Origin of the sequence: Amycolatopsis sp. NBC_00345, assembly GCF_036116635.1 — a bacterium.
GTDB lineage: Bacteria > Actinomycetota > Actinomycetes > Mycobacteriales > Pseudonocardiaceae > Amycolatopsis.
Genome location: NZ_CP107995.1, coordinates 3100374 through 3121582 on the forward strand (window position 1 = coordinate 3100374; position 21209 = coordinate 3121582).

General features: G+C 72.9%; 1 protein-coding gene. It reads right to left on the reverse strand.

Annotated features, from left to right (window positions below; genetic code table 11):
- Positions 1 to 244: 244 nt before the first annotated feature.
- Positions 245 to 21187, reverse strand: coding sequence for an SDR family NAD(P)-dependent oxidoreductase (locus OG943_RS13945; protein WP_328610174.1), 20943 nt, complete (start codon positions 21185 to 21187; stop codon positions 245 to 247).
- Positions 21188 to 21209: the final 22 nt, after the last annotated feature.

Sequence of the window (21209 nt, forward strand, 5' to 3'; positions counted from 1 at the left end):
GTTCACCGGCGCCCTCAGCACCCTGCCTACTGCCCACAGCGACAGGAAAGGCTCAACGTGACGCCACCATGCATGCCACTCCAAGGCCACACCGCGGAAGTGCCCGAACAACGGGCCCTCCCGGGCTGATCCGGCCCGTTCTTCGACGCTACGTAGCTCAGGCGAACCGCCTCAGGACTCGATCAGCGACTTCGGCCGCAGGCCGGTCCAGTTCTGCTCGCCCTCTCGTGGGTCCGTCCGGCGATCAAGGGCGGCCGAGCTGGTCGTCCAGGAGGCGGAAGACGTCGTCGTCCGTGGCCGAGTCGAAGTCGAATTCGGGTTCCTGCCCAGCGGCCGGGCCGGTGCGGCGAGCCGCCCACTGGGTGCGGAGCACTTCGAGCCGGCCTTCGATCTGCTTGAACATCTCCTCGTCGACGGTGGCTGTCGCGAAGCTGCCCTCCAGCTGGTCGAGTTCGTCGAGGATGGACGCCGGGCCCGGACCCGCCGCGACCAGTTCGCCGCGGAGGTGGTCCACGAGCCCGGCCGGGGTCGGGTAGTCGAACAGCAGGGTGGCCGGGAGCCGGAGACCGGTCGCGGTGTTCATCCGGTTCCGGAATTCGACCGCGGTCAGTGAGTCGAAGCCCAGGTTCTGGAACTCGCGGTCCGGCTCGATCCCGCCGGCGTCGGCATGTCCGAGCACCAGCGCGACCTCGCCGCGGACGAGGTCCAGGAGCACCTCGTACCGGCCGTCGTCGTTCAGGCCGGCCAAACGGCTCACGAGCGAGTCCACCGGGACCGGACCGCCGGCCGCCGCTCGCCGCGGTGCCCGGATCAGGCCGCGCAGCAGCGCCGGGACCTCACCCCGGGCCCGCAGCGCGGCGAGGTCCAGCCGGGCCGGGACGACCGCCGGGTCACCGCTGCCCGTGCCCGCACTGCCCGTTGCCGCGTCGAACAGCGCCAGTCCCTCTTCCGGCGACAGCGCGGGCATGCCCGATCGCTCGAGCCGTTCGAGGTCGGCCTCGCTCAACGTGCCGGTCATTCCGGCGCCCTGAGCCCACGGGCCCCACGCCAGCGAAACGCCCGCGAGTCCCTCGGCGTGGCGCCGCCGGGCGAGCGCGTCGAGGAACGCGTTGCCCGCCGCGTAGTTCGCCTGGCCCGCGCCGCCGAACGTCCCGGCGACGGACGAGAACACCACAAACGCCTCCAGTGGCAGTTCGCGGGTGAGTTCGTGCAGGTGCCAGGCGGCGTCGGCCTTCGGCCGCAGCACGGCGGAGACCCGGTCCGGGGTAAGCGATTCGACGACCCCGTCGTCCAGCACCCCCGCGGTGTGCACGACCGCCGTCAGCGGGTGGGCGGCGGGCACGGCGGCCAGCAGGCCGGACACCGCGGACCGATCGGTCACGTCGCAGGCCACGACCGTGACCTCGGCACCCTGCTCACCGAGTTCCCGCACCAGCCGCTCGGCGTTCCCGGCGGCGAGACCGCTGCGGCTGGCCAGCAGCAGGTGACGGACGCCCCGCCCGGCCACGAGATGCCGGGCCAGCAGCGCGCCGAGCCCGCCGGTGCCACCGGTGACGAGCACCGTGCCTTCGGGATCCCAGTCCGCCGGTTCGCCGGCGGGGACCCGGACCAGCCGTCCCGCGAGGACCGTTCCGCCGCGGACCACCACCTGCGGTTCGCCGCTCGCGAGCGCGGCAGGCAGGACCGCGGCGATACTGCCGGTCCCGAGCGCGGCCGGCAGCGCCGCAGCAGTACCTCCAGTCCCGGGCGCGGCCGGCAGCACCGTCGTGTCCGGGCCGGTGTCCACCAGGCCGAACCGGCCCGGGTGCTCCGACTGCGCCGAGCGCACCAGCCCCCAGACCGCCGCTGCGGCGACGTCGTCGCCGTCGACCGCTCCGCGGGTCACGAATACGAGGCGGGAGGCGGCGAACCGTTCGTCCGCGAGCCATTCCTGCGCCAGGCCCAGCGCCCACGCCGACAGCCGGTGCGCCGAACCCGGCACGTCGGCCGGATCCCCGGGCAACGGATCCCCGGACACCGGGGCGCCGGACACCGGGACCACGACGACGTCCGGCACCTCGGTCAGCGCCGCCAGGTCCGCGGCGGCCGGCACGTCCAGTGTTTCGGCGAGTGCGGAATCCCCGCCCAGTATGGCGATCGAACCGGGGGGAACAGCGGATTCGGCGGGGACCGCGACCCAGTCCAGCCGGAACAGCGAGTCGCTTTCGGGCCCGGCGTCCCGCAGCTGTCCCGGGGCGACCGCGCGGACGAGCAGCGAATCCACCGAGACGACCGGTTGCCCGGAGCTGTCGGCGACTGCGATGGACATCGACTCGCCCGAGGTGCGCGTCAGCTTCACGCGGACTGCGGAGGCACCGGAGGCGTGGAGGGTCACGCCTTCCCAGGAGAACGGCAGTCCCCCGCCCTCGCCGTCGCCGGTGGCGAGCATCGAAGCGTGCAAGGCGGCGTCGAGCAGGGCCGGGTGGACGCCGAACGCCGCAGCGCCGGAACCCACAGTGCCGGAACCCGTGGCGCCGGAACCAGCGGCATCGGAACCAGCGGCGTCGGGCAGGACGACTTCGGCGAAGACCTCGTCGCCGCGCTGCCAGGCCGCCCGCAGCCCCTGGAACGCCGGCCCATAAGCGAACCCGGCGTCCGCGAACTCCTCGTAGCAGTTCTCCAGCGGCAGTGCCTCCGCGTCGGCGGGTGGCCACACCGCGGCGTCGAAGTCCACGGCTCGGCCCTCGACGACGAGCGTCCCGCTCGCGTTCTGGGTCCACGGGCGCTCGCCCGCCCCGTCGGCCCGCGAATGGATGGTGACGGCCCGCCGGCCGGACTCGTCGGCGTCGCCGACCCACAGCTGCAGCTGCACCGCGCCTTCGTCCGGCAGCACGAGCGGCGCGGCCAGGGTCAGCTCCTCGACGCTGGCGCAGCCTGCCTCGTCGGCGGCCCGCAGGGCGAGCTCGACGAGCGCGGTCCCGGGCACCATCGCCCGGCCCAGCACCACATGGTCGGCGAACCACGGGTGGGTCCGCAGCGAAAGCCGGCTGGTGAACAGCAGGCCGGCCGAACCGGCCAGCTCGACCGCCGCGCCCAGCAGCGGGTGGCCGGTGGCGCCGAGCCCGGCTGACGTCACGTCGCCGGCCGAGAAGTCCGGGGCCGGCCAGAACCGCTCGTGCTGGAAGGGGTAGGTCGGCAGGTCGACGCGCCGCCCGCCGGGGAAGAACGCGGAGAAGTCGACCTCCGTCCCGCGGACGTGCAGTCCGGCGAGCGCCGAAACCAGCGCCGTCGTTTCGGGCTTGTCCTTGCGCAGCAACGGAAGCGTGGCCTCGGTACCGGATAGGGTCTCGCGGGCCAGCCCGGTCAGCACCCCATCCGGGCCGAGTTCCACGAAGACGGTGACCCCGTCCGCGGCCAGCGTTTTGACGCCGTCGGCGAACCGCACGGCCTCGCGCACGTGCCGGACCCAGTACTCCGGGGTGCACAGCTCGCCGGGCGCCGCGAGCCGTCCGGTCAGGTTCGACACCACCGGCACGGCCGGTTCCGCGAACGAAACCCCGTCCAGCACCGACCGGAACTCCGCCAGCATCGGCTCCATCAGCGGGGAGTGGAACGCGTGGCTCACCGGCAGGCGCTTGGTCCGGCGGCCTTCGCCCGCGAACTGACGCGCGATCTCCTCGACGGCCCGCGTTTCACCCGAGACCACGACCGACATCGGCCCGTTGACCGCGGCGATCCCGGCTTCGGCCTCCCGGCCGTCCAGCGCGGACACGACCTCGGCTTCGTTGGCTTGCAAGGAGATCATGGCCCCGGCCGGCGGGAGCGCCCGCATCAGCCGGGCCCGGGCGGCGACCACCGTGCAGGCGTCTTCGAGGGTGAAGACCCCTGCGGCATACGCGGCGGCGAGCTCGCCGATCGAGTGGCCGGCGAACCGGTCCGCGGTGATCCCGAAGGACTCGGCCAGCCGGAACAGCGCCACTTCGACGGCGAACAACGCCGGCTGGGTCCATCCGGTGTCGTCGAGCGCTTCGGCGTCCTCCCCCCAGACGACCTCCCGCAGCGGCCGGTCCAGCCGGCGGTCGAACTCGGCGGCGACCGTGTCGAAGGCCTGCGCGAACACGGGGAACCGTTCGTGGAGTTCCCGGCCCATGCCGAGCCGCTGGGCGCCCTGGCCCGAGAACAGGAACGCGGTCCGGCCCGCGGTGACCGAGCCTTCGACCAGGCCCGCGTCCGGTTCGCCGGACGCCAGCGCGGTGAGGCTCCGCACGGTTTCGTCGTGGTCCCCGGCGAGCACCACCGCCCGGTGATCGAACCGGGACCGGCCCCGGGTGAGCGAGAGCCCGACGTCGACCGCGCGGCCCAGGTCCAAGCCCACGCCCACGCCCTCGGCCTCGGCCCGGTCGGTGCCGGAGACCCGGGCGAGCAGGCGGGCGGCCTGTGACCGCAGCGCGGCCGGGGTCTTCGCCGACAGCGTCCACGGCACGACCCCGGCCGGAGCGGGGCCGCCGGTCGTGTCCCCGGCCGTCGGGGCGGGCTGTTCGATGATCGTGTGGACGTTCGTGCCGCTGATCCCGAACGAGGAGATCCCGGCCCGGCGCGGGTGCTCGCGCTCGGGCCACCGCACCGGCTCGGTGACGAGGGCGACGTCACCGGCGGCCCAGTCGACCTCGCCCGACGGCGCGTCGACGTGCAGGGTGCGCGGGACGATCCCGTGCCGCATGGCCATGATCATCTTGATCACGCCCGCGGCACCGGCCGCGGCCTGGGTGTGGCCGAGGTTCGACTTCACCGAGCCGAGCAGCAGCGGGGTTTCGCGGTCCTGGCCGTAGGTCGCCAGCAGGGCCTGGGCCTCGATCGGGTCGCCGAGGCTGGTGCCGGTGCCGTGGGCTTCGACGACGTCGACGTCCGAAGTGGACAGACCGGCACTCGCCAGCGCCTGGCGGATCACGCGTTGCTGCGAGGGGCCGTTCGGCGCGGTGAGGCCGTTCGACGCGCCGTCCTGGTTGACCGCGGACCCGCGGAGCACCGCGAGCACCTCGTGCCCGGCCCGCTTCGCGTCCGAGAGCCGTTCGAGCACCAGCATGCCGATGCCCTCGGCCCAGCCGACCCCGTCGGCCGAGTCCGAGAACGCCTTGCACCGGCCGTCGGGCGACATGCCCTTCTGCCGGGAGAACTCGACGAAGGTGCCCGGCGTCGACATCACCGTGACGCCACCGGCCAGCGCCAGCGAGCACTCACCACTGCGCAGCGCCTGCGCCGCCCAATGCATCGCAACCAGCGAGGACGAGCACGCCGTGTCCACAGTGACCGCGGGCCCCTCCAACCCGAGCGTGTAAGACACCCGGCCCGACGCCACACTCGGAGCGCTCCCGTGGCCCTGGTAGCCCTCATACTCGCCGGCCGTGAGGGTGGCGCTGTAGTCGTTGTACATGACCCCGGCGAACACCCCGGTCTGGCTGCCCCGCAAGGACACCGGGTCGATCCCGGTGCGTTCGAGCGCCTCCCAGGACACTTCCAGCAGCAGCCGCTGCTGGGTGTCGGTGGTCATCGCTTCGCGGGGGCTCATCCCGAAGAACGCGGGATCGAACTCACCCGCGTCGTGCAGGAACCCACCGGAGCGGGTGTAGGAGGTGCCGTGGTGGTCGGGATCGGCGTGGTACAGCGCGGGCACGTCCCAGCCGCGGTCCTCGGGGAAGCCGGTGATCGCGTCGACGCCTTCGGCGACCAGCTGCCACAGGCTCTCCGGCGAATCCACCCCGCCCGGGTAGCGGCAGCTCATACCGACGATGACGATCGGGTCGTCGTCCGCCGGTGCGCTCGCCCGCGCCGGGGCCGGGACGACGGCGCCGGCTCCGAACAGCTCGTCGAGCAGGTGCTCGGCCAGCGCGCGCGGGGTCGGGTAGTCGAATACCAGTGTCGCGGGCAGCCGGAGCCCGGCGCCGGTGTTCAGCCGGTTGCGCAGTTCGACCGAGGTCAGGGAGTCGAAGCCGAGGTCGCGGAAAGCACGTCCCGGGTCGACCTCGTCCGAGCCGGTGTGCCCGAGCACCAGCGCGACCTGGGTGCGCACCAGGTCCAGCACGGCCGCCTGCCGCTCGGCCCCGTCGAGCGCGGCCAGCCGCCGGACCAGCCCGGCCGCGGTGGCCGAGCCTCCGGCGCGACGGCCCGGCACGCGGATCAGGCCGTGCAGCAGCGCCGGGACCTCGTCCTGGGCCCGCAGCACCGGCAGGGCGAGCCGGACCGGCAGGACGACCGGCTCACCGCTGTCCAGCGCCTGGTCGAACAGCGCGACACCCTGTTCGGGGGTGAGCGGCGGGATGCCGGAGCGCGCGATGCGGTCCAGCTCGGCGTCGCTCAGCTCCGCCGTCATCCCGCCGGTGCCGGCCCAAGGGCCCCAGGCGAGCGAGACGCCCGGCAGGCCGTCGTCGTGGCGTTGCCGCATCAGGGCGTCGAGGAACGCATTGCCCGCGGCGTAACTGCCCTGACCCGCGCTGCCGAAAACGCCTGCGATGGAGGAATACACGACGAACGCCGACAGCGGGAGGTCACGCGTGAGCTCGTGCAGGTTCCAGACGGCGTCCACCTTCGGCCGCAGGACCGGGTCCAGCCGCTCGGGGGTCAGCGAGCCGATCACGCCGTCGTCGAGGACTCCGGCCGTGTGCACCACGGCCGCCACGGAAACACCCGCCAATGCGGTGGCCAAGGACGCGCGATCCGAGACGTCACACGCCGAAACGCCGACTTCGGCGCCGAGGGCGGTCAGGTCCGCCACCAGGGCGGCCGCGCCGGGCGCCGTCGGGCCGCGCCGGCTGAGCAGGAGCAGACGCCGTACGCCACGCTCGGCTACGAGGTGGCGGGCCAGGATCGCGCCCAGGCCGCCGGTGCCGCCGGTCAGGACAACCGTGCCGTCGGGATCCCAGCTCGCAGTATCCCAGCTCCGAGTGGGCGTTGCGGTGGTGTCGACCCGGGCCAGCCGTCCAGCGCGGGCCACGCCGTCGCGCAGCACGAGCTGCGGCTCGGCGGAGCACAGCGCCGGGGCCAGTGCCCCGGCGGAGGCGTCGTCGAAGTCGATCAGGCCGAAGCGGCCCGGGTTCTCCGTCTGGGCCGAGCGCACGAGTCCCTGCGCGGCGGCCACGGCGAGGTCGGCACCCTGGCTGACGAAGACCAGCCGGGAGCCGGCGAACCGTTCCTCGGCGAGCCATTCCTGCAGCAGCCCCAGAACCCGGGAGGTCGTCGCGCGCACCGACTCGGGAACGCCGGCGGTCTCGCCCACCAGCGACACCAGCACCGGCCCGGCCGGGGTGCCGGCCGAAGCCAGGTCGGCGCAGACGTCGGTGGACAACGCGTCGGCGAGCCGGAAGGGGTCGGGACCGAGCACGACCGGGGTGCCGAGATCGGCGGTGACCGCGGTGGCCACCGGGACCCAGTCGAGCCGGAAGAGCGAATCACGGTCCACCGCGGTCCCGCCCAGCTGCTCGGGCGACAGTGCGCGGGCCCGCAGCGCGCCGATCGAGGCGAGCGGTGCGCCGGCGCTGTCGGCCACGGTGATCGACATCGCGCCCGCGGCGTCCCAGCCCAGTTTGACGCGGACCTGCGCGGCTCCCCTTGTGTGCAGTGAGACGTCCGTCCACGAGAACGGCACCGACTGCCTCGACGGATCGTCCGCCGGCCGGCCGTCGAACGCCCCCGCGTGCAGGCTCGCGTCGAGCAGGGCCGGATGCAGGCCGAACGCGCCGGCCTCGGCGTCCTCGGGCAGCGCCAGCTCGGCGAACACCTCGCCGTCGCGCCGCCAGACCGCTTGCAGGCCCTGGAACATCGGGCCGTACTCGAAACCGTCCGCGGCCCGCTGCTCGTAGAAGCCGGCCACCTCGACCGGCACCGCGCCCTCGGGCGGCCAGACTCCGCCGAGCGCGTCGAACCGCGCGGTGTACTCGCCGATCGCGAGGACGCCGGTGGCATGGCAGGCCCAGGGCCCGTCTTCGGCGCCTTCCGGCCGGGAGTACACCTTGACCGCGCGGCGGCCCGATTCGTCGGGCGCCGCGACCGTGACCTGGAGCTGGACGGCGCCCTGCTGCGGCAGGACCAGTGGGGCGTCGAGCGTCAGCTCTTCCAGGAGGCCGCAGCCGACCTCGTCTCCGGCGCGGACGGCCAGTTCGAGCAACGCGGCACCGGGAACGAGAGCCGAGCCGAACACCACGTGGTCGGCCAGCCACGGTTGCGTCCGCAGCGACAGGAGGCCGGAGAACAGGACCGCGTCCGAGCCGGCGACCCGCACGGCCGCCCCGAGCAGCGGGTGATCGGTGGCACCGAGGCCGGCCGCCCGGACGTCGGTGGCCTGGGCCCCGGACGGCCAGAAACGGCGACGCTGGAAGGCGTAGGTCGGCAGCTCGACGCGGCGGCCACCGGGGAAGGCCCACTCCACCGGTACACCGTGGACATACAACCGGGCCACTGCCGACAGCGCCGAGACTTCTTCCGGACGATCCTTACGCAGGACCGGGACCACCACGGCGTCGTCGGGCAGCTCCACCATCGCCGACAGCACACCGTCCGGACCCAGCTCCAAGAACTTCCTGGCACCCGCACCGACCAGCGCCGTGACCCCATCGGCGAACCGGACCGGCTCGCGCACATGCCGCACCCAGTAGCCCGGATCCCGCACCTCACCGGCGGCCAGGGCGCCCGTCACATTCGACACCACCGGAATCCGCGGCTCAGCAAAGGAAAGACCCTCCACCACCCTGCGGAAATCCTCCAGCATCGGATCCATCAACGGCGAATGGAACGCATGACTCACCCGCAACCGCGACGACTTCCGACCTTCGAACCGCTCCACCACCGCCAGCACAGCCGCTTCATCACCCGAGACGACCACCGAGTCCGGCCCGTTGATTGCCGCGATCGACGCACCATCAGACAGCCACGACGCCACCTCGGCTTCGGTGGCCTGAAGCGCGACCATCGCACCACCAGCAGGCAACTCACCCATCAACCGAGCCCTCGCCGACACCAGAGCACAAGCGTCGGGCAGCGAGAGAACTCCGGCCACATGTGCGGCCGAGATCTCCCCGACCGAATGTCCACCCACGAAATCCGGGCGCACACCCCATGACTCGACCAACCGGTAGAGCGCCACCTCGACCGCGAACAACCCACACTGTGCCCACCGGGTCTCGTTCAGTGCCTCGGCTTCCGCACCCCACACCACTTCACGTACCGGCTCGCCGAGATGCTCCACCACCGCGTCAAAAGCCTCGGCGAAAACCGGGAACCGGGCATGGAGTTCACGGCCCATACCCAAGCGCTGCGAACCCTGACCGGAGAACAGGAACGCCGTCTTACCCTCCAGCACCGAACCCTCGGTCACGGCCGGGTCCGGCTCCCCCGCGGCCAGCGCCGGCAGGCCGTCGGTCAGCTCCGGGGAGACCAGGACCACGGCACGGTGCTCGAAGGCCGAACGCGTCGTCGCCAGCGAGAAGCCCACGTCGAGCGGGCTGGCCGCCACCCCGGACTGCTGGAGCCGGGCGGCCTGGGCGCGCAGGGCGTCCGGGGTCCGGCCGGACAGGATCCACGGCACCAGCGCCGGTTCGGCGGGACCGGGCTCCGGGGCGGAAGCGGGTGGGGCCTGCTCGAGGATGACGTGCACGTTGGTTCCGCTGATCCCGAACGACGAGACCCCAGCACGCCGCGGGCGGTCCACCGACGGCCACGGAGCCGGCTCGGCCAGCAACTCGACCGCGCCACTCTCCCAGTCCACATGGGACGACGGGGTGTCCACGTGCAGGGTCTTCGGCAGCATGCCGTGCCGCAGCGCCATGACCATCTTGATCACGCCCGCGACGCCCGCCGCGGCCTGGGTGTGGCCGATGTTGGACTTGAGCGAGCCGAGCAGCAGCGGGGTTTCGCGGTCCTGGCCGTAGGTCGCGAGCAGTGCTTGCGCCTCGATCGGGTCACCCAGTGTGGTTCCGGTGCCGTGCGCCTCGACCGCGTCCACGTCCGAAGTGGACAGGCCGGAACTCGCCAGCGCCTGGCGGATCACGCGTTGCTGCGAGGGGCCGTTCGGCGCCGTCAGACCGTTCGAAGCGCCATCCTGATTGATCGCCGAACCACGCAGCACCGCGTGGATCTCATGGCCGTTCCGGCGGGCGTCCGAAAGCCGCTCCAGCACGAGCATTCCGACGCCCTCGGCCCAGCCGACCCCGTCGGCGTCGTCGGAGAAGGACCGGCAGCGGCCGTCGGCGGAAAGACCGCGCTGACGGGAGAACTCGACGAAGGTGCCCGGCGTCGACATCACTGTCACCCCGCCGGCCAGCGCGAGCGAGCACTCACCGGAGCGCAGGGCCTGCGCGGCGAGGTGCAGCCCGACCAGCGAAGACGAGCACGCCGTGTCGACGGTGACCGCGGGCCCCTCGAAGCCGAACGTGTAGGAGACCCGGCCCGAGGCCAGGCTGCCCGCGCTGCCGCTGCCCTGGTAACCCTCGAAGGACGCGTCGCCGAGCAGTGAGCTGTAGTCGTTGTACATGACGCCGGCGAAAACGCCGGTCTGGCTGCCCCGCAAGGACTTCGGGTCGATCCCGGCGCGTTCGAGGGCCTCCCAGGTCGTTTCCAGCAGCAGCCGCTGCTGGGAGTCGGTGGTCGTGGCTTCACGCGGGCTCATGCCGAAGAAGCCGGGGTCGAATTCGGCGGCGTCGTGCAGGAAGCCGCCCGAGCGGGTGTAGGAGGTGCCGAGGTGCCCGGGATCGGCGTGGTAGAGGTTCTCGAGGTCCCAGCCGCGGTCGGCCGGGAACGGCGAGATCGCGTCGGTTCCGTCGGTGACCAGCTGCCACAGGCCCTCCGGCGAATCGACGCCGCCGGGATAACGGCAGCCCATCCCGACGACCACGATCGGGTCGTCGGACACCGGCGGCAGCGACCGCGCGGGGACGGCCGGGGCGTCGGCGCCGAACAGTTCGTCGAGCAGGTGGCCGGCCAGCGCGGACGCCGTCGGATAGTCGAAGACCAGGGTCGGGGACAGCCGCAGGCCGGCGGCGGCGCTCAGCCGGTTCCGCAGTTCGACCGCGGTGAGCGAGTCGAAGCCGAGTTCCCGGAACGCGCGTGACGGGTCGACCTCCGCGACCGTGGCATGTCCGAGTACCAGCGCGACCTGGGTGCGGACCAGGTCGAGCAGGGCCTCGGCCCGAGCCTCGACGGCGAGCCCGGACAGCCGGCGCGCGAGGTCCCCGGCCGCACCCGAGCCGGACCCGGCCGCCCGGCGGGAGGCCCCGCGGATCAGGCCGCGCAGCAACTCCGGGACGTCGCCCTGAGCGCGCAGCGCGGCGAGGTCGAGCCGGGTCGGCAGGAGGACGGCGTCGGCACCGCCCAAGGCGGCGTCGAACAGTGCCAAACCCTGCTCGACGGTCAGCGGCGGCATCCCGGAACGCGCGATCCGGTCCAGCTCGGCGTCGGTGAGCGTGCCGGTCATGCCCGTCAGGCCGGTCCACGGTCCCCAGGCCAGCGACAGGCCGGGCAGCCCCTGGGCCTGCCGATGCCGGGCCAGCGCGTCGAGGAACGCGTTGGCGGCGGCGTAGTTGCCCTGCCCGGCCGCGCCGAACGTCGCGGCGGCCGAGGAGTAGGTCACGAACGCCGTCAGGCCCAGGTCGCGGGTCAGCTCGTGCAGGTTCCAGGCTGCGTCCACTTTGGACTTCAGGACGGCGTTGAGCCGTTCGGGGCTCAACGAGGCGATCAGCCCGTCGTCGAGCACGCCGGCGGTGTGCACGACGGCCGAGACGGTGTGCCGGGCCAGCAGCTCCGCGAGCGCGTCCCGGTCGGCGACGTCACACGCGGCGACCTGGGCGTCGGTGCCCTGCGCGGCCAGCTCGGCGACGAGCTCCCCCACACCTTCCGCGGTGTGGCCGCGGCGGCTGACGAGCAGGAGCGAGCGGACACCGTGCTCGGCGGCCAGGTGCCGGGCGAGCACGCGGCCGAGGCCGCCGGTGCCACCGGTGATCAGGACCGTGCCGTCGGCAGCCCAGGTGTGCCGGCCCTCGGGGGCCGGGGACCGGGTCAGCCGGGCGGCCGAGATCTCGCCGCCGCGGATCACCAGGCCCGGCTCGGCCGAGGCGAGGGCGCGGGGCAGGGCCGCGAGCGAACGCTCGTCCTCGTCGAGGTCGATCAGGCCGAAGCGGCCGGGGTTCTCGGTCTGCGCGGAGCGCACGAGCCCGGCGGCGGCCGCGGCGGCCGGGTCGGTCCCCGTGGTGGCGCCCCTGGTCACGAAAACCAGCCGCGAGTCCTCGTCGGCCCAATGCTGAAGGTGACCGAGCACGGCAGCAGTGACTTCGTGGGCCGCGCTCACCATGGCCGATGGGTTGCCCACGACCGGGACGAGCACGACGTCCGCTTCCGTGGAGAGCGAGACATCGTTGGCGCGCAAGGCGTCTTCGAGCCCGAGCGGGTCGGGGCCGAGGATCGACACCAAGTCCACGGCGGCGGACAGGCCCGGCGCGGGCGTCCAGTCCAGCCGGAACAGCGCTTCGGCGGCGATGCCGGCGGCCCCGGCCAGCTGCTCCCCCGGCAACGCGCGGAGCAGCAGGCCGCCGATGGAGGCGACCGGTCCGCCGGTGGTGTCCGCCACCGCGATCGACACGGTGGTGGTCCCGGTGCGCACGAGCCGTACCCGGATCGACGAGGCGCCGGTGGCGTGCAGTGAGACCTCGTCCCAGGAGAACGGCAGCGCGCCGGCCTCGATGTCCAGCCCCGCCTGGGAAATCGCGTGCAACGCGGCATCGAGCAGGGCGGGGTGCAGGCCGAACCCGGCGGTGTCGGTGCCCTCGGGCAGGCTCACCTCCGCGAAGGCCTCTTCGCCGCGCCGCCAGACCGCCCGCAGACCCTGGAACACCGGGCCGTAGGCGAAGCCGCCGTCGGCGAACTGCTCGTAACAGCCGGAGACATCCACCGCCACGGCACCGGCCGGGGGCCACGCGGTCGCGTCGAACTCGAGCGCCGGCGTCTCCGCCTCGCCGAGCAGACCGGCCGCATTCCGGGTCCAGGTGCCGGTGTGCTCCGGCCGCGAGTGGACCACGATCCGGCGCAGGCCCTCGTCGTCGGGGGCGGACACGGACAGCTGCAGCTGGAGCGCGCCGCGCTCGGGCAGGACCATCGGCGCGGCCAGGGTCAGCTCGACGACCCGGCCGCAGCCGACCTCGTCGCCCGCGCGGATCGCGAGGTCGAGCACCGCGGTCCCCGGCACGAGCACCTGCCCGAGCACCGAGTGCCCAGCCAGCCACGGATGGGTACGGACCGACAGGCTGCTGGTGAACAGCATCCCGTCGTCGTCAGCGAGCTCCACCGACCCGGTGAGCAGCGGATGGCCCGTGGCGCTGAGGCCGAAAGCGGCGGCGTCACCGGTTTCCGGGAGCGCGTCCGGCCAGAACCAGCTGTGCTGGAAGGCGTAGGTGGGCAATTCGACCCGGCGAGCACCGGGGAACAACGGCGCCCAATCCACGTCCACACCGTGAACGTGTAGCCGCGCCAACGCGGACAGCGCCGAGATCTCCTCCGGACGATCCTTACGCAGCACCGGAACCATCACAGCGTCATCCGGCAGCTCCGCCATCGCCGACAGCACACCGTCCGGACCCAGCTCCAGGAACTTCCGCGCACCCTCACCGAGCAGCGTGGTTACCCCATCAGCGAACCGGACCGGCTCCCGCACATGCCGCACCCAATATTCCGGGTCCCCACTGACCATCAAGGCGCCCGTCACATTCGACACCACCGGAATCCGCGGCGCCGCAAACGAAAGACCCTCCACCACCGCACGGAACTCATCCAGCATCGGATCCATCAACACCGAATGGAACGCATGCGACACCCGCAACCGCGACGACTTCCGTCCCTCAAACCGCTCCACCACCCCCAACACAGCCGATTCAGCACCCGAGACGACCACCGACTCCGGTCCGTTCACCGCTGCGATCGACACGCCATCACCCAGTAGCGGCAGCACCTCGGCCTCGGTCGCCTGAAGCGCGACCATCGCACCACCGGTCGGCAGCTCCCCCATCAAGCGGGCCCGCGCCGACACCAAAGCACAAGCGTCGGGCAGCGAAAGCACCCCGGCCACATGCGCAGCCGCGATCTCACCCACTGAATGCCCGCCCACAAAATCCGGCCGCACACCCCACGACTCCACCAACCGGAACAACGCCACCTCAACCGCGAACAACCCACACTGAGCCCACCGAGTCCCATTCAGTACCCCGGCATCCTCGCCCCACACCACCTCACGCACCGTCTCACCAAGATGCCCCACCACCGCATCAAACGCATCAGCGAAAACACCAAACCGGCCATAAAGCTCACGACCCATACCCACACGCTGCGAACCCTGACCAGAGAACAAGAACGCCGTCTTACCCGCCACCACCGAACCCTCGATGATCTGCGGCCCGCCCGACCGAAGGCTTTCCAGCGCGCTGTCACGGTCTTCGGCGAGGACCACCGCACGGTGTTCGAAGGCCGAACGCGTCGTCGCCAGCGAGAACCCGACGTCGCCGGTGCTCTGCTCCGGATTCGCCTCGAGGTGGGAAACGAGCCGGGCGGTCTGGGAAAGCACGGCCTCCGGCGTCTTGCCCGAGAGCACCCAGGGCACCGTCCCGGCGCTCGCGACACGCTCGACGGGGGCCGCGGGGGCCGCTTCCAGGATGACGTGGGCGTTGGTTCCGCTGATCCCGAACGACGAGACCCCAGCACGCCGCGGCCGGTCCACCGACGGCCACTGAGCCGGCTCGGCCAGCAACTCGACCGCACCACTCTCCCAGTCCACATGAGACGACGGGGTGTCTGCATGCAGGGTCTTCGGCAGCACACCGTGTCGCATGGCCAGCACCATCTTGATCACACCCGCGACACCCGCCGCCGCCTGGGTGTGACCGAGATTCGACTTCACCGAACCCACCAGCAGCGGCACTTCCCGGTCCTGTCCATAGGTCGCCAGGAGTGCCTGCGCCTCGATCGGGTCACCCAGTGTGGTTCCGGTGCCGTGCGCCTCGACCGCGTCCACGTCCGAAGTGGACAGACCGGCACTCGCCAACGCCTGACGGATCACGCGTTGCTGCGAGGGGCCGTTCGGCGCCGTCAGACCGTTCGACGCACCATCCTGATTCACCGCCGAACCACGCAACACCGCATGAACCTCATGGCCGTTCCGGCGAGCGTCCGAAAGCCGCTCCAACACGAGAATCCCGACACCCTCGGCCCAGCCGACCCCGTCGGCCGAGTCCGAGAACGCCTTGCAACGGCCGTCGACGGCCATGCCGCGCTGACGGGAGAACTCGACGAAGACGTCCGGGCTCGACAGCACGGTCGCGCCACCGGCCAGCGCCAGCGAGCACTCACCACTGCGCAGGGCCTGCGCCGCCCAGTGCATCGCGACCAGCGAAGACGAGCACGCCGTGTCGACGGTGACCGCGGGCCCTTCCAAACCGAGAGTGTAGGAAACCCGGCCCGACGCCACGCTCGGAGCGCTGCCGTTGCCGCGGAAGCCTTCGAATTCCTTGCTGGACAGCAGGTGGCTGTAATCGCTGTACATGATCCCGGCGAACACGCCGGTCCGGCTGCCGCGGAGGGAGACCGGGTCGATCCCGGCCCGCTCGATCGCCTCCCAGGACGTCTCCAGCAGCAGCCGCTGCTGCGAGTCGGTCGCGAGTGCTTCGCGCGGGCTCATGCCGAAGAACCCGGCGTCGAACGCACCCGCGTCGTGCAGGAACCCGCCGGAGCGGGTGTAGGAGGTGCCGAAGTGGTCGAGATCGGGGTGGTAAAGCCCATCGACGTCCCAGCCGCGGTTCTCCGGGAAACCCGAGATCGCGTCGGAGCCGCCGACGACGAGCCGCCACAGGTCGTCGGGCGAACCCACCTCGCCGGGGTAGCGGCAGGCCATGCCGACGATCGCGATGGGATCGTCGGCCACCGGCGCAGCGGCCTGGGCCGGGGTGAGGCCGCCGGTGTCCTCGCCGGCCAGCTCTTCGAGCAGGTGCTCGGCCAGCGCCAGCGGGGTCGGGTAGTCGAACACCAGCGTCGCAGGCAGGCGCAGCTCGGCGGTCCCGTTCAGGCGGTTCCGGAGGTCCACCGCGGTCAGGGAGTCGAAGCCGAGGTCCTGGAAGGAGCGGGCGGCGTCGACCGCGCCGGCGCCGGCGTGGCCGAGCACCAGCGCGACGCGGCTGAGGACCAGGTCGAGCAGGACCTCGCGCCGGTCCGCGGGCGGCAGTGCGGCCAGCCGCCGGGCGAGACCGCCACCGCTGCCCGCCTTCGCCGCCGCCCGGCGGCGGCGCGCCGGCACGAGCCCGCGGAGCACCACCGGAACGTCGTCCTGCCCGCCCAGCACCGGCAGGTCCAGCCGGGCCGGGAGCACCACGGCCTCGCCGGTCGCCAGTGCGGCGTCGAACAGGGCGACGCCTTCCTCCGCCGACAGCGGCGGCACGCCGGAACTGATCATCCGCTCGATGTCGGCGCCGGTCAGGCCGCCGGTCATCCCGGCGTCCGGCGTCCACGGTCCCCATTGGAGGGACACGGCGGGCAGGCCGAGGGCGCGGCGCTGCTGCGCGAGTGCGTCGAGGAAGGCGTTGGCCGCGGCGTAGTTGCCCTGCCCGGCTCCGCCGAAGGGGCTCGCCAGCGACGAGAACAGGACAAACGCCGAGAGGTCCAAGTCGCGGGTCAGCTCGTGCAGGTTCCAGGCCGCGTCCACCTTCGGGCGCAACACAGTCTCGACCTGTTGCGGAGTCAGCGAAGTGAGGACGCCGTCGTCGAGCACACCGGCGGTGTGCACCACCGCGGTGACCGGGTGCCGGGCGAGCAGCCCGGCCAGCGACTCGCGATCGGCGACGTCGCAGGCAGCGATCGTGACCTCGGCCCCCTGCGCGGTCAGCTCGTCGCGGAGCGCTTCGGCCCCGTCCGCGGCCAAACCGCGGCGGCCGGCGAGCACGAGCTTGCGCACGCCGTGCGCGGCGACCAGGTGCCGGGCGAGCACCCGGCCGAGACCGCCGGTGCCACCGGTGATCAGGACCGTGCCGCCGGCGGGCCAGGCGATCGGGTCCGGCCCGGCCGGCGCCCGCTCGAGACGAGCGGCGAGCACAGTTCCCTGCCGGACGGCGACATGCGGTTCGCCCGACGCGAGGGCCGGCCGCAGGGCAGCGGCCGACGCCGGGTCGGCGTCCAGGTCGATCAGGCCGAAGCGGCCGGGGTTTTCGGTCTGCGCGGTGCGCACCAGACCCTGCACCGCGGCGGCCGCGGCGTCCTCGCCGGTGGTCGCGCCCCTCGTCACGAACACCAGCCGTGAGCCGGTCAAACGTTCCTCGGTGAGCCAGCGCTGCAAGGTGCCCAGTGCCCGGACGGTCTCCGTGTGCACAGCCTCGACTGTCGAGCCCTCGCCGGTCACCGGGACCAGCACGACGGACGGGACGCCGTCTGCCAGCAGCGCCTCGAAATCTTCGTACGCGGCCACGCCGAGTCCCCAGGGATCGGAGCCCAGCAGCGCGAGCGGCTCGTCGGGGACCTCGGCGGGCGGCACCGGGACCCAGCCGGTCCGGAACAGGGAGTTCGACGAGGCACTGGCCGGGGAATCAACCGGGATCGTGCGCAGGAGCAAGGAATCGACGGTCGCGATCGGCGCGCCCGTGGCGTCCGCGACCGCCATGGACACGGCGTCGTCGCCGAGCCGGCGCAGGCGGACGCGGGCCGCGGACGCGCCGGTGGCGTGCAACGACACGCCCTCCCACGAGAACGGCATCGCGCTGCGGCCGCCTTCTGCCCGGTCTGCCAGAGCCGCGGCCTGCAGCGCCGCGTCGAGCAGCGCGGGATGCAGCCCGAACGCTTCCGCGTCGCCCTCGACGGCTTCGGGCAGGCGCACGTCGGCGAACACGTCGTCGCCGCGGCGCCACACCGCGCGCACGCCCTGGAACGCCGGGCCGTACTCGAAACCGCCCTCGGCGAACCACTCGTAACCGCTCTCGATGTCGACCGGTACCGCGCCTTCGGGCGGCCAGGCCGCGAACTCCTCGCCCGCCGGGGCGCCGCTCGTCAGCGTCCCGGAGGCGTGCTGGGTCCACGGCCCGGCGGTGTCCCCTTCGGGCCGCGAGTGGATCGTGACGGCGCAGCGCCCGGACTCTTCGTCTGCGACGCGCAGCTGCACCTGGACCCCGCCCTGGGCCGGGAGCACCAGCGGGGCGGCGAGCGTCAGTTCTTCGAGGCGGTCGCAGCCGACCTCGTCGCCGGCGCGGACGGCCAGTTCGACGAAGGCCGTGCCGGGCAGCAGCACGCGGCCCATGACCCGGTGATCGGCCAGCCACGGCTGGCTCCGGACGGACAGCCGGCTGGTCAGCACCACCCCGTCGGAACCGGCCAGCACCACGGCCGCGCCGAGCAGGGGGTGCGCGGTGACGTCGAGCCCCGCGGCGGTGACGTCACCCGCTCCGCCGGAAGGCCCGGCGAGCCAGAACTCCTCGTGCTGGAAGGCATAAGTGGGAAGGTCGACCTGGCGGCCACCGGCTCCGAAGCCGGTCCAGTCCACGTTCGCGCCCAGTACGTGCACCTGGGCCAGCGCGCCGAGCGCGGCGGCCTCCTCCGGCCGGTCCTTGCGCAGCATCGGCACCAGCGCGGCGTCGTCCGCCGCGGACTCGCGCGCCGCGGCGGACAGCACCCCGTCGGGACCGAGTTCCAGGAACGTGCGGACGCCTTCGGCCGCCAGCGTCGTGACCCCGTCGGCGAACCGGACGGTCTCCCGGACATGGCGCACCCAGTACTCCGGCGAACCCAGCTCGGCCGCGGTGGCGAGCTGGCCGGTCAGGTTCGACACGACCGGGATTTCCGGCTGGTGATAGGAAAGCGCCGACGCGACCGCGCGGAACTCGTCGAGCATCGGGTCCATCAGCGGGGAGTGGAACGCGTGGGACACGCGCAGCCGCGAGGTCTTGCGGCCCAGTTCCCCGAAGTGCGCGGTCAGCGCGGCGACCGCCGCTTCCTCCCCGGACAGGACCACCGAACCGGGGCCGTTGATCGCGGCGATCGAGACGGTCCCGTCGAGCCGGGGCGTCACCTCGTCCTCGGTCGCCTGGACCGCGGCCATGACCCCGGTCGAGGGCAGGGCCTGCATCAGCCGCGCCCGGGCGGCGACCAGCCGGGCCGCGTCGGCCAGGGAGAACACACCAGCGCAGTACGCGGCCGCGACCTCGCCGATGGAATGGCCCGCCAGGAAATCGGGGGTCACGCCCCAGGAGCGGACGAGCCGGTAGAGCGCGACCTCGACCGCGAACAGCGCGGGCTGGGTCCACCCGGTTTCGTTCAGGGTCCCGGCATCCTCACCCCAGACGATCTCGCGCAGCGGCTGAGGCAGCAGCGGGTCCAGCTCCGCGGCGACGGTGTCGAATGCCTCGGCGAAGACGGGGAACCGGTCGTAGAGCTCACGGCCCATGCCCAGCCGCTGGCTGCCCTGGCCGGCGAAGAGGAACGCGGTCTTGCCGGAGGTGACCGCGCCCTCGGTGACCACGACGTCGGGTTCGCCCAGGGACAGGGCGGCCAAACCCCGCAGGGCGCTTTCGCGGTCATCGGCGACGACCACGGCCCGGCAGGAGAACCGGGAACGGCCCGCCGCCAGCGAAACGGCGATGTCGGCGGTGGGCACCTCCGGGCGGGTCCGCAGGTGGGAAAGCAGCCGGTCCGCCTGGGCGTGGAGCGCGTCGGGGGTCTTGGCCGACAGGATCCACGGCACCAGGGCGGTTCCGGCGGAAATCCCCGGGCGGCCGGTTTCCGAGGACTCAGCGGGGTTCGCCGGGTCAGCGCGGTTCGCAGGGCCAGCGGGGTTCGCGGGGGCCTGTTCGAGGATGACGTGGGCGTTGGTTCCGCTGATCCCGAACGCCGACACCGCGGCCCGGCGCGGCCGGTCCACCGACGGCCAGCTCCGCTGCTCCGTCGCCAGCTCCACCGCACCCGAGTCCCAGTCCACAGTGGACGCCGGGGTCTCGGCGTGCAGTGTCTTCGGCACGATCCCCGCGCCGAGCGCGAGCACCGTCTTGATCACCCCGGCGACGCCGGCCGCGGCCTGGGCGTGCCCGAGGTTCGACTTCACCGAGCCGAGCAGCAGCGGGGTTTCGCGGTCCTGGCCGTAGGTGGCCAGCAGTGCCTGCGCTTCGATGGGGTCGCCCAGGCTGGTCCCGGTCCCGTGCGCCTCCACCACGTCGATCTGGCCGGGGGTGAGGTGTGCGGCCGCCAGCGCCGCGCGGATGACCCGCTGCTGCGACGGCCCGTGCGGCGCGGTCAGCCCGCTGCTCGCGCCGTCCTGGTTCACCGCGGAGCCGCGGACCACGGCCAGCACCCGGTGGCCGTTGCGCTGGGCGTCGGACAGGCGCTCCAGCAGCAGCAGGCCGGCGCCCTCGCCCCAGGCCATCCCGTCGGCGTCGTCCGCGAACGCCTTGCACCGCCCGTCACGCGACATCCCGCGCTGGCGCGCGAATTCCACGAACGCGCTCGTGGTCGCCATCACCGTCGCACCGCCGACGAGCGCCATCGAGCAGTCTCCGCCGCGCAGCGCCTGCTCCGCCCAGTGCAGGGCCACCAGCGACGAAGAGCAGGCGGTGTTGACGGTGACCGCCGGGCCCTCCAGGCCGAGGAAGTAGGAGATCCGTCCGGAAAGGACACTCGCGGCGGTCCCGGTCAGCAAGTGCCCCTCGGACGTCTCGGGCAGGTCGGCCCCCGAGCCGTAGGTCGACTCGACCGCGCCCACGAACGTCCCGGTCGCGCTTCCGCGCAGCGACAGCGGGTCGATCCCGGCGTGCTCGATCGTCTCCCACGCCACCTCGAGCAGCAGCCGCTGCTGCGGGTCCATCGCCAGCGCCTCGCGTGGCGAGATCCCGAAGAAGCCCGGGTCGAATTCGGCCGCCGAGTGGAGGAAGCCGCCTTCGACGACGTAGGTCTTGCCGGGCTGGTCCGGGTCCGGGTCGTAGATCGAGGCGGCGTCCCACCCGCGTCCCTCCGGGAAGCCGGAGATCGCGTCCCCGCCGTCGAGCAGCAGCTGCCACAGCTCGCCGGGAGAGTTCGCGCCCCCCGCGTACCGGCACCCCATGCCCACGATCGCGATCGGCTCGGTGTGCCGGTCCTCGACGGACTGCAACCGCCGCCGGGTCTGCCGCAGGTCGGAGGTGACCAGCTTGAGGTAGTCGCGGAGCTTGTCTTCGTTGCTCGTCATGCGGGTGGTGCCTCCCAGGTGA